This is a genomic window from Pelagibacterium sp. (assembly GCF_048264985.1).
Taxonomy (GTDB): Bacteria; Pseudomonadota; Alphaproteobacteria; order Rhizobiales; family Devosiaceae; genus Pelagibacterium.
In genome coordinates this window covers 98413-112089 of the sequence record NZ_JBLXCL010000001.1, presented here as the reverse complement: position 1 = coordinate 112089, position 13677 = coordinate 98413, and the positions used below count along the sequence as shown (strand labels likewise).

Sequence of the window (13677 nt, the reverse complement as noted above, 5' to 3'; positions counted from 1 at the left end):
AGGACAGCCGTGTCTCGCACCGACGCGATATTGAAGCGGCTGCTCACGCTGCACCCCAAGCTTATTGACCTTGAGCTGGGGCGCACCGAGCGCATGCTTGAGGCCATTGGCCGTCCGCAGGACAGGTTGCCCCCGGTCATTCACGTGGCCGGCACCAATGGCAAGGGATCGACCATTGCGCTGCTGCGCGCCATGCTCGAAGCCCAAGGCAAACGCGTCCATGTCTATACGTCGCCCCACCTCGTCGCTTTTCGCGAACGGGTCAGGCTGGCCGGAAAATTCGTATCTTCGCGGGCCCTCAATGGGGCACTCGAAGAATGCGAATTGGCCAACAATGGCAAGCCGATCACTTTTTTCGAGATCACCACGGCCGCCGCGTTCCTGCTGTTTTCCCGCGTGCCCGCTGACTATCTGCTGCTCGAAGTCGGCCTTGGCGGGCGTTTTGATTCAACCAATGTCATCGAAAATCCGCTTGGCACGATCATCACGCCGATTTCCTCGGACCACACCCAGTTTCTCGGCGATACTCTGGCAGAGATCGCTTCGGCCAAGGCCGGCATCGTAAAGCGGGGCAGCCCGTTGGTTGTCGCCCGCCAGCCCGATCAGGCAATGGACGTCATTGAAGCAGAAGCACGCAAATGCGGGGTCGCGCCGTTTACTGCCGGGGTTGATTTCGATGGCTTTGCCCAGCGCGGCAAGCTCGTCTATCAAGATGATGATGGACTGCTTGATTTGCCGCTCCCTGCCCTGGCCGGCGCGCATCAGATCGATAACGCAGCGCTCGCCATAGCCGCTATGCGCCGGTTTTCCCTCGTTGAGAATGATGCCCAGCTCGGTGCTGGGTTGCGCTCGGTCGTATGGCCGGGCCGCCTCATGGCTCTGCGCGGCGCGCTTTCGTCCTACACTGCTGAGGGCCAGGAACTCTGGCTTGATGGCGGCCACAACGCAGCAGGCGCCCAAGCGCTGGCCACGGCGCTCAAGGATATGAACAAGACCCGCCCTGCGCCCCTGGTTTTGATATCCGGGATGATGGCCTCAAAGGACGCAGCCAATTTCTTTGCGCCTTTTGCCGATATGGCCAGTCACGTCTTTACCGTTCCCATCCCCGGCGAGACCGGCGCCCTGCCGGCTCGCGCCCTGGCCGGGTTTCCCAAGGCGCTGGGGATGCCGACAACCATCGCCCGGTCAGTGCCCGCTGCTCTCCAGCGCGCCGCCCATTTCGAGGGCGCGCGGATCGTGATCTGTGGATCGCTCTATCTTGCAGGAGCTGTCTTGCGCCAAAACAAGACGCCACCGGTCTGAGGCTCGAGAAAAACAAAACGCCCCCAACCGGTAAGGATGGAGGCGTTTTGTCGTCTCGCCGAAACGAAAGGAGCGGCGAGAATCCGGGTCGATCAAACTCAGGCCGCGTGGCCTTCGAGCCATTTAACAAGACCGGCCTTTGGGGTTCCGGCGCCAATCTTGATATCGGCGGCTTCACCGGCCTTGAACAGGATCATGGTCGGGATCGAGCGCACACCATACTGAGCGGCGATTCCGGGATTTTCGTCGACATTGAGCTTGACGATCTTGACCTTGCCGGCCATTTCGCCGGAAATTTCTTCAAGGATCGGAGCAATCGCCCGGCACGGTCCGCACCATTCCGCCCAGAAATCAACAAGCACGGGTTCCTTGGAGCCTAGCACTTCGGTGGAGAAATTGGCGTCTGTAACGTGTCCGGTCATGGCACTACCTTTACTGTCAGGCCCCAGATATGGGCCTTTGAAAATTGCGTTGCACTATAGCTAGGCAGAGTCGGAAGCCAGTTCAAGCCTGTCTGTCACCTCTCCGTCTCACAGCACCGTGACGTCTCGAGCCGCATCATCAAGCAGCGTGTCAGGAATGGTCATCAGCGATGCGGTTTGGGTCCACAAGATCGCCGCTTCGATCCGCTTTCCGGCAAACAGACGGCTTATAGCAAGCTTGTACAGCGCCAATTGCCGCACATAGCCCGCCGAAACTGCTTTCGGGCTATCTGGCACTCCGGCATCGGATTTGTAGTCAACGATCAAAATGGTCTCGCCCGCGATCAGCCTGTCGATACGCCCTTCGAGCCGCGCATCAACCTCGCCATGCCGAATCTTGAGCGAGAACGGCACCTCAGCTCGGCTGTCCGGTCCGAACAGGCCCGCGAGGGCCGGATCTGTAAGGATCGCCAGTCCGCGCTCTGCCACAGGTCCGGCAAGGTCAGGATCGTCGGGCAAGAGCGTTTGCGCGGCGCTTAGGGCTACAGCGTCCCTCTGGTCGCGAGGCACGTCACTCAGATGTTGCAGCAACGCATGCAGGGCGATGCCGCGCATACGCGCGCCCCGCGCATCGATCAGCGTTTCCGTTGCCGTTTCCAGTCCAGAGGACACATAGGCTTCATCGTGCCGCGACGGTGTGAGAATCGGCAGCGTTGTCCGTCTTGGTGGTTGCTCCAGTCTCAGCGGCTTTGTTGAGGTGCGCCCCTCATCTGCTTGCAGGCCCGCGCTTCGGGATGGCTCTGCCTGAGCCGGAAACCGCAGGACGTCACCGCGATGATCGGAAATCTTGGCACTGTGTTCGCCCAGCGCGCCTGACACGGCGCCCATCCAGGTTTCCTCGAGTTTGGTGCGGCTGTCGAGCGTTCCGGCTATGTGCAGCGCCTCTTCGGCTCGCGTCATGCCCACATAGAGATTGCGCCAGTATTCGGCGATATTGCGGTCCTCGATTTCCGCGCGCAGCGGCCGGGAGGCGTCGCAATGATAGTCCTTGCTTGGACAATAGAGCAGGAAGTGTGCGCCGTCATGGCGGCCAAAGAACACGGCATCGGACACTGCCCGCGGCTTTGTCGCAGCATCGGCCAAAATGACCACTGGCGCTTCGAGCCCCTTGGCGCCATGTACCGTCATCACCCGAACCCCGGCGGCCTTGGCCACGAGGTCGCGCTTGATGATGATATCGGATGCCCGCATTGTCGCAACAAAGCCGGTCAATGAAGGCTGGTCGGACTGTTCGTGCTCAAGCGCCAGATCGACGAACTCGGCGATCACTTCGTCGACCTCTTCGCCGAGCCGCGCGTGAAACTGCTTGAGCCCGCCCTGCCCATAAAGCACATGCGCAAAAAACTCGTACGGCCTGTCGAAATCAAGCCGTTGGCGCAGCCCGCTCAGCCGTTCATGAGCCGATTGCGCGGCCGCCAGTGTACTCGTCCCCAGGCGTTCAAACAGGCTCAATTTTCCGCGCCCATGCGCCAAATTGAAAAGGTCTGTTTCCGATATCGAAAACAGGGGTGAGCGCAGCACTGCTGCCAGCGTCAGATCGTCGGCCGGATTGAGCAGAAAATCGGCAAGCCCCAAAAGATCGTCGATGGCAATATGGGCTGACACCGGCAGCCGGTCGGCGCCGGGGCTTGCGATGTTGCGTTGCTTTAGGGCACGCACGATCTCGGGAAAGATCCCCTTGCGTTTCTGGACGAGGATCAGAATATCCTCGGGCCGTATCGCCCGACCGCCCGGTCCGATCGGGGCGCGGATCTCGATCCAGCTAGCGATTGTATCGGCAATTCTGTTGGCCAGTTGCCGTGGCGCAGCTGCCTGGCTTTCAACCGGCTCGGTCGGCCAGGCTTCCGGGATTTCGGGATTATCGGGGTTTTCGATTACTGGCCAGATTTCGATCCGCCCGCCAGCGCGCTGACGCGCCGCCTCATGCCGGATCGAATCCGGCTCGGCCAGCAGCGATGCTGCGATATCGGAGCGGTTGAACACCTTGTCGACGCCGTCCAGCACTTCGCCAAGTGTGCGAAAGCTGGTGCGCAGCACTTCGCCGTGCCAGGTGCGCCCCGCGGCGTTAGCGGCCGCCGCCAATTGGCGGCCCTTGTCCAGAAACAGTTTCGGCTCGGCCCCCTGGAACGAATAGATCGACTGTTTAGGGTCGCCCACGGCAAAGATCGTCTTGGGCTTTTGCGCCGCGCCCACCCCGGAGAAATAGTCCTCGACCAGCGCATCGATCACCGCCCATTGCTCGGGATTGGTATCCTGGCTTTCATCGACGAGAATGTGATCGATCCCGGCGTCGAGCTTGTAGCGCACCCACTCACCCATGCCCTTGTCGCTCAAAAGCGCTGCCGTCCGCGCCACAAGGTCATCGAAATCCATAAGCGAACGCGCGCGCTTTTGGGCTTCATAGCGCTTGAGGATTGCTGCAAGAACGCGCGTCAGCGCGGCGCTGTTCTGGACAATGTTCAGGGCCTTGGATTTTTCAAACAGCCCTTCGAGCCGTTCGGCCTCCAGCGCCAGCCGTTCGGCCAGCTCAGGCATCGCCGTTGCAATTGCCTTCGCCGGAAAGCCACGTTTTGGTGCTGTCCCTGCAGCCGTAAGATAAGCCGAAAACAGCTGGCTGGCCGTAGGCGATGCCCGATCGACGCGTTCGAGCTTGTCTTCAAATGCCGCACGCTTGGCAGTGCCCGGCGGCGTCAGGGACCAGATGACCGGATACTCGCCGGTCGATACCAGCATCCCCGCAATAACCTCGCGATTGAAGTTATCTATGGTTTCACGCGGCCCCACCCCCAAGCTGGCCCCCATGGCGGCGATGGCCCGCTCGGGATCGGCAAGGATCGGCCCAAGCTTGCGATTGTTGGCAAGACATTGTGCAATCGCGGTTTCGATCTGGCTGTCGCTCAGCGCATTGAACAGCGTCCGGACCGACTCGCCCACCGGGCCGTCGGCCACCAGCCCGTCGGCAATCACCTCTTCACGTGCCTCGCGCAGCAGACGCGTTGCCGCCTCGTCCTCGATCACCGTAAAATTGACAGGCACGCCGGCTTCGCGTGGAAACCGTTGCAGCACAGCCTCGCAAAATGCGTGGATTGTGTTGATCTTGAGCCCGCCCGGCGTATCGAGCGCATGGGCAAAAAGACTGCGCGCCCGCAGCTTTTCGGCCGCGCTCGCGCGCTGTCCCAGCAATTGGGCAAGTTCGCGCTCCAGCTCGGCCTCATCGGCCCGTGACCAACCCGCCAGGATGCCCGTTACCCTGTGGCGCATTTCCGCAGCAGCAGCCTTGGTATAGGTCAGGCACAAAATCGCTTCAGGCGCTGCGCCGTCAAGCAGCAGCCGCAACACGCGACGCGAAAGCACATAGGTCTTGCCCGATCCGGCATTGGCCGAAACCCAGGCATTGGCCCGCGGCTCGGCGACGCGTGCCTGCTTGGCCGTGGTGTCGGCGGGAACCAGAAGCGCGTCGCTGCTCATTCGCCCTCTTCCCCGCCATCGAGCAGCGTCCATTCCTCGGTGCGCGCCAGATGGTCGTAATCGCCCTTGAAGCGCTGACTGGCCCTGGGGAGTACCCGCGCCGTCATCGGAAAATCGTCGCGCAGCAACATGGCGGCCACGTGGTTTTGAAACAGCGAGAATGTTGTGTCGATGGCTTGCGTAAGGCTCATGCCGTCCGGGCTGGCATATTGAGTGATCTCAAGTGCCTTTGGCCCATGCGAAAGCTTGATGAACGCCATGGCCTCGGTCAGCCCTTCGGCCCCCACAAACCCGCCGACCCGCGCCATATGAGCTTCCAGCGGCAATTGCGGCGCAAAAAACTGTTTCATTTCCTTTGGTGCCGGTGCCTGTCCGGTCTTGAAATCGATGATTTCCAACCCGCCCGATACCGTCCTGTCGATCCGGTCGGCTCGGCCTGACAGAATGAATGGAGGGTCGCATAGCGGCAATTCGATCCGGCCTGCTATTTCGGCCGTCCGCGCCGTAATCTGTGGCCTGTTGCGCTCGAAATCGAGGAAGGCGCGCGCAATCGCGCCAAACCGCGCCAGCCAGATATCGCGCCGCGCCGGTATGGCATCGAGCCGCCCGTAACGTGTCTGTGCGATGGCCATTATGGTGTCAAATGCGTCGGCATCGTCAGGATCGTGACCGGCCTGGAGGAAATCGCCGAGAATATCGTGAATCAGTGTGCCGCGCTCGGCATGGTCGGGATCAGCGCCCAGGGGGTCGATACGCCGCAAACCCAGGACGTGGCGCGCATAAAGGTCATAGGGTGAGCGCAGCAAGGTCTCGGCCTCGGTAATCGAAAGCCTGCGCGGGCGGACATCGGCCGGTGGCTTTGGGGTGGGCCTGACTGCGGGTTGTGGTGGCAGCCCAGTCGCATCGAGCCGCCGCGCCATCTCAACCCATTGAGCTCCGCGCGCCTGCATTGCCTTGTTGATTTCCGGGCCGACAAAGGCCTCAAGCCTTTGGATAAGCCGTGAGGGGTTGGCGGGCGATGTTCCGGCCCGTTCGGGCAGGGTAAACACGACATCGGGAGCGCCCGCTGCCATCAAAAAGTCATGCGCAGCCAGTCCGTGCAACTTTTCGGGCGGTTCCAGACCGGCCGCCAGGCGCATGCCCCGGCTCATCCACGGGCCCGGATCGGCAATTTCGGGCCAGACGGTTTCGATCACCCCAGCCAGGATCACCCGGTCGGCGCTCATCAGGCGCGCTTCGAGCCGGCCAAAAAGCTGAACATCCTCTGCATCGGGCTGGCGCGGTCGCACGCTCTGGCCCGCCATCAGACCGTTAAGCGCAAAGGCCAGCCCCCAGCCCGAGAGCTTTGGCCCGCGAGCGCCCTGGCGCGATGCCAGATCGATCCAGCGCGTGAGCTCGTCTTCGCCCTCCAGTATCGCAGTCTTGTTGCCCTGCGGTACGTTCCTCAAACCGGTTATTGTCTCGCCGATCGTGCTCGCGACCTCGCTTGGAGCAATTCCTTCACGCGCCATGAGTGCGGCCAGGGGTGCAAGCGCCGCCTCCAGGGCATCGATCAAGGCAAGGCAGGCCCGGGCCTTGTTTTGATCGAGTCTTAATGCCGGGCGTCGCGTTATGCCCTCAAGATTGTCGGCAATGGCGCGCCGCAAACCGGCAAAGCCGGGCAGGGGTCTTTGGCCGCGCAACACGCCAAGGTCGAGCCATTGGCCGGCCAGCGCTACGTCTGCCCGTCCAAGTCCCAGCGCCACATGCCGGTTGCGCAGCAGTGCGACAAGATCGACGGCGGCCAATCCATTGGCCAGGACCGACACGGCCTGACGCACAAGTCGCCCGGCGCGCGAGAGCAGCAGCGGCGTCCCGGCAGCATCATCAAGCGGCACGCCAAATCGCGCCAGTTCGGCGCAAATCCGCCGCGCCAGGGTTTGATCGGGCGCAACAATCGCCACGGACTTGTCGTGGCTCAGCGCGTCATGCACGCAAACGGCGATGGCTCGTGCCTCTTCTTCGGGCGTGCGCGCCACCATCAGTGACAGGCCCGCGGTGCCCTCAGTCAGGCCCGGCCCCATGCCTTGAGCAATGGCTTGCCATTTTGCGGTGGCATCGGGCAGGCCCAGCGCCGCATTGAGGATCGTGGTGCGCGGCGCGTTCTGCGGCACCAATTGGGTTACGGCCCCAGGCAATGTGCCCAGGCGTTTTAGCAGGCGGGCAAGCCCATATTGCGGATGCCCATGCGGGTTCACGCGCGGATCGGTCAGCGTTTCGAGCTCGATTTGGGAGTCGAGCCCGGCCAGAACCACAGCTCCATTGGTCAGCCCGGCCACAGCGGCAATCAGATCAGCCGTTGCCGGTATCGAACCGGTCGAACCAGCGACGACAACAGGCTTGTCCCCGTGAATGACCCCTAAAGATGCGGCCTTGCGCTCAAGCAGGACATTGGTGCGTGCCGCTGCCTCCATCTCGCCCTCTGCGGCCAGAATGTTCGGCCAGGCATCGAGTACGAACGTCACGAAATCGAGATGGTCTTGCCATTGGGCCGGCAATTGATCGCTTTCAATCGCCTTGAGTGATTGCGGGTTGCGCCGCGCAATCGTGAAGTCGTCGATCAGCGTCCCCAGCGAATCCGCCAGCGCAAAAATCTCCGCACCATTAGGCGCGCCCGAAAATCCGCCGGGACCGGGCGATGAGAACGCACCATCGCCCTGCACGACCAGCCAGCGTTCGATGATTTCGGCAAGCAGCAACCGACGCTTGAACCTGTTGATAGCGCCCGGCAGCTCGACAGGCTCATAGGGCGGAATGAATGGCTCCTGGCTCGGATCGTCTCCGCCCAACGGGCGGATATCGGGCAGCAGCATGGGCGTGTCGCCCAACCGTTCGGCCAGGATCCGCGAGAGCGCATTGGCAGCGCGCCGCGTTGGCAGGTAAATCGTGAAATCGGAAAGCCAGAACGGTCCTTCGCGCTGCCAGTCGGGCGCTATCCGTCCATCGATGATCGCCTCGGCCAGGGTCGCGAGAAACGGCGCGTGCGGCGCTATCGAAAAAACTGTGTCCCGATGCGCCATCACACGAGCGCGCCGATATCCTGCTCGGTGCGTTCAAGCGCCTGACGGTCACCGACATGAAACCATTGTGCGGCGATAGTAACGCCCCAAAGCCGCTTCGATTCGCGCGCCGTCTCGAAATGCCTGTAGAGCGAAAACGGCACGTTCGGTCCAGTGGCCGCCAGCTCGCGCGATATCAGTGCAGCCCCTGCATAAACCATCGGCCTGCCATGCGTCTTGGTCAGCCGGCCGGTTTCATCCATGAAGTAATCGGCGCCTTTGCGGAATCCCGAGGCCTCGTCTGGCGCCACGCACAACAGCACCACATCGGCATCACCCGCCCCGAAGCGCGCCTGCATGCGGGCGATGGGAGTGTCTTCGCCGGGAAGCCAGAACGTATCGGTGTTGAGCGCCAGCACCGGGTCCGACCCCAAGAGCGGCAATGCCTTGCGCAGCCCGCCGCCAGTATCGAGCAGCCTGTCCTTTTCGGGGCTCACCGCGAATGCAAGGTCGGGCAGGGCGCTTTCTAGCCGTGCGAAATGGGCGGCAATCATCTCTGCCTTGTGGTGCGCATTGACGACAAACCGCGTGCAGCCCTCGGCCAGTGCCGCATCGATGGCGTGATCGATCAACGGCTTGCCCGCCACCTCGATAAGCGCCTTGGGCTTTTCAAACGTTATGGGCCGCATGCGTGTGCCCAGTCCTGCCGCGAGCAGCATGACATCGGGCATCGGGATCGGTGGAACGGGAAAGGAATCGCTCATGGCCTATTGTGGACCTCCATCCCGCCAGGGTGCAAGCGCTGCGGCCAGGCTGTCCAATTGCCGCCCCCGTGCGGTGATGGTCAGTATGCGCCCCATACCGCTTGCGTCCATGGCCAAGGCAATGTTGAGCCCCGGTCGACGCATGAGCGATGGTGCGCGTTCGGGCCACTCGACAAGCACGATATCGGTTTCATCCTCGACAAGCCCCAATTCGTCGATCTCGGATTCGTCGGCAAGTCTGTAGAGATCGGCATGAATGATGCCGGGATAGGGCTGGACGATAGCAAATGTCGGCGATGGTACGTCCAGATCGGGGACTCCCAGCAGCGCTCTGATAATGGCGCGGGCCAGCGCGGTCTTGCCCGCGCCGAGATCGCCCTCGAGCGTGACGATGTCGCCTGGCTGCAGATGGGTGGCCAGGGCCGCCCCAATGGCGTCGGTGGCATCGGCGTCTGGCGCAAAAAGCGCGACCATTGCGCTATTCGCCTGCGTTCTGCGCCAAAGCGGCGTTGGAGGGGATAATCACTGTGACGCGGGTGCCGCGCGGCTGGCGGCCCTCGATCAAAACCGAGCCGCCATGGAGATTGACGAAGGTCTTGACGATGGCCAGTCCCAGTCCGGCGCCGCGTTGGCGCCCCTCGACAGATTGGCCTTCGAAGCGCTGGAACATGGCGTTGCGCACGTCTTCGGGAATGCCCACCCCGTCATCCTCGACGGCAAAGGCGATGCGGTCATTGCCCCGCGCAGAAACCTTCAGCCGCACCTGCGATCCGGGATCTGAGAACCGCGCAGCGTTGGACAACAGGTTATAGAGCACCTGAACGATCCGCGTGCCATCGGCGACAAATGTTGGCAGATCGCCATCGATCTCGACGGCCAGATCCACCTTTTCCTCGCCGCCGGTAAATGTGGCGTCCAGCCCGGCGCGCGCTTTTTCGATCAGTGCGGAAACATCAAGCAACTCGGGGTTGAGCTGGGCAATGCCGGCATCGACAGTGGCCAGGTCGAGAATGTTGTCGATCAAAAGGCCAAGATTGGCGCTCGAAGCGCGGATATAGTCGGTATAGGCGCGCTGCTTGTCCGATAGCGGCCCCACTTCGCCCGAAGCCAGAAGGTCGGCAAAGCCGATGATGTTGGTGAGCGGCGAGCGCAATTCGTAGGAAACGTTCTGAACGAAAGTATCTTTGAGCCGATCGGCCGCGATCAGTGCCTCGTTGCGCTCCTTGAGCACCCGCTCGTAATTGGCGCTCTCGGAAACGTCCACGAAGGTCATCATGGTCTGCCCGTCAGGCAAACGCACCACTGCATAATCGAGCAAGCGCCCATCGGCGCGGGTAATCCGCCCCTTGGTGTCCGACCGCGTTGGGTTGAGATCGATGATGCGTTGTTTCAAATCGCCCCAGATGCGCCTTCCATCCTCGGGAAACGCTTCCGAACAGGCGCGCGCGATTTCGTCGATATGGGGATGGCTGCCCAGCGTATTCATGGGCAGCTTCCAAAGGAGCGAGAGCCGCGGATTGTGCAGTTTGAGCCGGCCGTTGGTGCCGAACACGGCAACGCCTTCGGTGAGCGCATTGAGTGTTTCGCGCTGGACATGCATCAGCGCGTTGTGCCGCGTTTCCAGCGCCAGGCGCTCGGTCATGTCCTCAAAGACGTAAATCACCCCGCCGGTGCCGGTGGCCGGTGCGGCGACCACATTGGCGCAGCGCCCATCGGGCAGGTACCAGGGCACTTCGCGCGGCGCGGTCAGAGCGTAGCTCATCAAATGCTTGCCGCGCCAGTCGCGATAATCTGTTTCCGCGGGCAGCGCGCCCTGGGTGCGCAGCTTGTCCAGGATGGCTTTTTCGTTGGGCTCTGTGTTGAGCCAATTCGTGTCCAGTCCCCAGAACTGGGCATAGGCTGTGTTGTAATGGGTCAGTTGCTGGCGCTTGTCGAACACGGCGATGGGGGTGGCCAGGGCATCGATGACAGTCGTCAGATGCCCAAGATCAGGCTCTGCATTATCGGGTTCGACAGGTTTGGCGCGCGCCACGGGCAAATAGCAGTACCCAGCGCTGCCACCCGAAAGCGGGAACAGGACCAGCTCAAGCCCGCCAGCCAGTGCGTGTTCTTCGGTGAACGCTATGGTATCGGCGGCGTCTTCGATGGCTTTGAGGTGCCGCTCGCGCGTCGTAACATCGAAAATATCGGGCGCCGTACCGCGCTCGCCCTTAAGCCCCAGCGTGCGTGTGAAGTGCAGGTAGGCGGCATTGGTGTAGATCAGCAGCCCGTCCTTGTCGCGCAGCCAGGCCGGAATGGTGAGATTGGCGAGAATGGACTGAGCTTCGGCCGGTGAGGGCAGCCGGGTGAGGTCGGTCCCCTTGAGCGGGGGTTCGACACTGCCGCCCGAGGGCCGCAGCCGCACGACGGCCGCGCCGCCCACAAGCCGTCCAGTGGCCCTGATGATCCGACCGTCGCGGGCCGTAACCGAGGTTTCAAACACCCGCCCCTCAATACGCAGATCGGTCAGCCGTGCAGCCAGTGCGCGCGCGGCTTCGTCTTCGAGCCAGGAACGGAATTCAAGAACGGCATGGGCGCGGTTTTCGCCCGGCAACAGCGCAGTTATGGGGCCGATCACCGATGGTTCGATCCCGGCGTCACGCCAGATGATGGTGACTTCGGGCATGCCGGCAAGCAACCCCTCGAATTCATCGAGTGCGGCGCGCATGGCGCCAAGCTTGTCTCCGGCATCGCGCTGCGCGGCTTCCGCTTCGCGCCGCCATTTGAGCGCCAGGAGCGTCGCGACGAGTCCAAATCCGGCAGCGCCAAGCGCCATAGCATAGGGCGCTGCGCCAGAGATCGCCGTGGCTGCGAGGGGGGCCGAAAGGGCAGGAGACGCTGCAAAAAGGGCAGTGCCCGCAACGCCAACGGAGACGAATCCCGTGAGTCTGCGGAATCCTGCCGGCCGCATGCCTGATGCCCCCTTGTCCAATGATTTGCCTTGACTGCCCGTGGGATTGCCAGAAGGGCATCCCGAATCAGTTAACCATAACCGCGCCGCGAATCGCGAAAAAGAGTCAAACTGACGGGCCGTGGATAACTTAGGGCTTGCACAGTCCAGAGCAGCCGATTTGATCCTGATTTGTTCCTCAAAAGGTTAATAAAAGGGGCGCCGAAGCGCCCCAATCAGGTTTCCAAAGGTTAACGCGCCTGCGTTAGTAGCGGTAATGATCGGCCTTGAACGGGCCATTCTGAGCAACACCGATATAGTCGGCCTGCATTTTGGAAAGCTGTGTCAGCTTGGCGCCAAGTTTCGCAAGGTGAAGGCTCGCAACCTTCTCGTCGAGATGCTTGGGCAGCACATAGACCTGGTTCTGGTACGCGTCGCCCTTGGTCCAAAGCTCGATTTGGGCGAGCGTCTGGTTGGCAAACGATGCGCTCATCACGAATGAGGGGTGCCCGGTCGCATTGCCAAGATTCACAAGGCGCCCTTCGGAAAGAAGGATCATCCTCTTGTCGCCGGGGAACTCGACGATATCGACCTGCGGCTTGACGTTTGTCCATTTCAGGTTCCGCAGCGCGGCGACCTGTATTTCGTTGTCGAAATGGCCGATGTTGCAAACGATCGCCATGTTCTTGACCCGACGCATATGGTCGATTGTCAGAACGTCCTTGTTGCCGGTCGCGGTGACAACGATGTCGGCGCGTTCGATAGCGTCCTCAAGGGTCACCACTTCATAGCCGTCCATGGCGGCCTGCAGCGCACAGATCGGATCGATTTCTGTCACCAGAACGCGCGCTCCGGCGCCACGCAGGGATTCGGCAGACCCTTTGCCCACGTCGCCATAGCCGCAAACGATCGCTACCTTGCCCGCCATCATCACGTCGGTGCCCCGACGAATGGCGTCAACAAGGCTCTCGCGGCAACCATATTTGTTGTCGAACTTGCTCTTGGTCACGCTGTCGTTGACGTTGATTGCCGGGAAGGGCAGCTCGCCCTTTTCCTGAAGCTGATAAAGCCGCATTACGCCGGTCGTCGTCTCTTCAGAAACGCCCTGGATGGATGCGCGGCATTTCGAATAAAAGCCCGGCTCGGCATCGAGACGGCGCTTGATAACCTTGAACAGCTCTTCTTCTTCCTCGTTGGAAGGGTTGGCAAGAACCGAAGGGTCGGTCTCTGCCTTGGAGCCGATCAGCACCAGCATCGTGGCGTCGCCGCCATCGTCGAGGATCATGTTGGCGACTTCGCCATTGCCCCAATCAAGGATGCGGTCGGCAAACTCCCAATACTCGGCAAGGGTTTCACCCTTGTGCGCAAACACCGGAATACCGGCATCGGCAATCGCTGCCGCTGCGTGATCCTGGGTCGAAAAGATATTGCACGACGCCCAGCGCACATCGGCGCCCAGCGCCGTCAGCGTCTCGATAAGAACGGCTGTCTGGATGGTCATGTGCAACGATCCGGCAATACGGGCGCCCTTGAGCGGCTGGCTTGCTGCATATTCGGCCCGGATGGCCATCAGGCCCGGCATTTCGATCTCGGCCATCTCGATTTCCTTGCGGCCATAAGGGGCAAGCGAAATGTCTTTGACGGCGTAATTGGATGCGGCGCTCATCGGCCCGATCTCCACGTCTGATAAGTGA

Annotated in this window: 8 protein-coding genes; 1 reads left to right on the top strand and 7 read right to left on the bottom strand. The window is 61.7% G+C overall.

Features of this window, described 5'->3' with window-relative positions; genetic code table 11:
- The first annotated feature begins 9 nt into the window (after positions 1–9).
- Complete coding sequence (locus ACN0TA_RS00570; RefSeq protein ID WP_417578745.1) at positions 10–1302, top strand: bifunctional folylpolyglutamate synthase/dihydrofolate synthase; 1293 nt, start codon at positions 10–12, stop codon at positions 1300–1302.
- A 98-nt stretch (positions 1303–1400) separates the two neighbouring features.
- Here the strand turns inward: ACN0TA_RS00570 and trxA are convergent, their stop codons facing one another.
- The 7 genes from trxA to ahcY all read right to left on the bottom strand — a co-directional run bounded on the left by trxA (position 1401) and on the right by ahcY (position 13649).
- Positions 1401–1724, bottom strand: a complete 324-nt coding sequence (gene trxA / locus ACN0TA_RS00565; protein ID WP_417578743.1) for a thioredoxin — start codon at positions 1722–1724, stop codon at positions 1401–1403.
- A 108-nt stretch (positions 1725–1832) separates the two neighbouring features.
- Entirely contained in the window at positions 1833–5252 is a 3420-nt protein-coding gene (addA, locus tag ACN0TA_RS00560) for a double-strand break repair helicase AddA (protein ID WP_417578741.1), read from the bottom strand.
- Positions 5249–8311 carry a double-strand break repair protein AddB gene (gene addB, locus ACN0TA_RS00555; RefSeq protein ID WP_417578739.1) on the bottom strand — a complete coding sequence of 1021 codons (3063 nt, stop codon included), beginning with the start codon at positions 8309–8311 and terminating at the stop codon, positions 5249–5251. The genes addA and addB overlap by 4 nt, the downstream gene beginning before the upstream one ends.
- On the bottom strand, positions 8311–9054 hold the full coding sequence (locus tag ACN0TA_RS00550) for a nucleotidyltransferase family protein (protein WP_417578737.1): 744 nt from the start codon (positions 9052–9054) through the stop codon (positions 8311–8313). The genes addB and ACN0TA_RS00550 overlap by 1 nt, the downstream gene beginning before the upstream one ends.
- Before the next feature lie 3 nt (positions 9055–9057).
- Positions 9058–9528: a tRNA (adenosine(37)-N6)-threonylcarbamoyltransferase complex ATPase subunit type 1 TsaE gene (gene tsaE, locus ACN0TA_RS00545; RefSeq protein ID WP_417578735.1), complete on the bottom strand. Its 471-nt coding sequence runs from the start codon at positions 9526–9528 to the stop codon at positions 9058–9060.
- 4 nt (positions 9529–9532) lie between these two features.
- Positions 9533–12004, bottom strand: coding sequence for an ATP-binding protein (locus ACN0TA_RS00540; protein ID WP_417578733.1), 2472 nt, complete (start codon positions 12002–12004; stop codon positions 9533–9535).
- Between the two features lie 244 nt (positions 12005–12248).
- Positions 12249–13649 (bottom strand): adenosylhomocysteinase, encoded by a 1401-nt coding sequence (ahcY, locus tag ACN0TA_RS00535; protein WP_417578731.1) that lies wholly within the window; start codon positions 13647–13649, stop codon positions 12249–12251.
- Positions 13650–13677 lie beyond the last annotated feature (28 nt).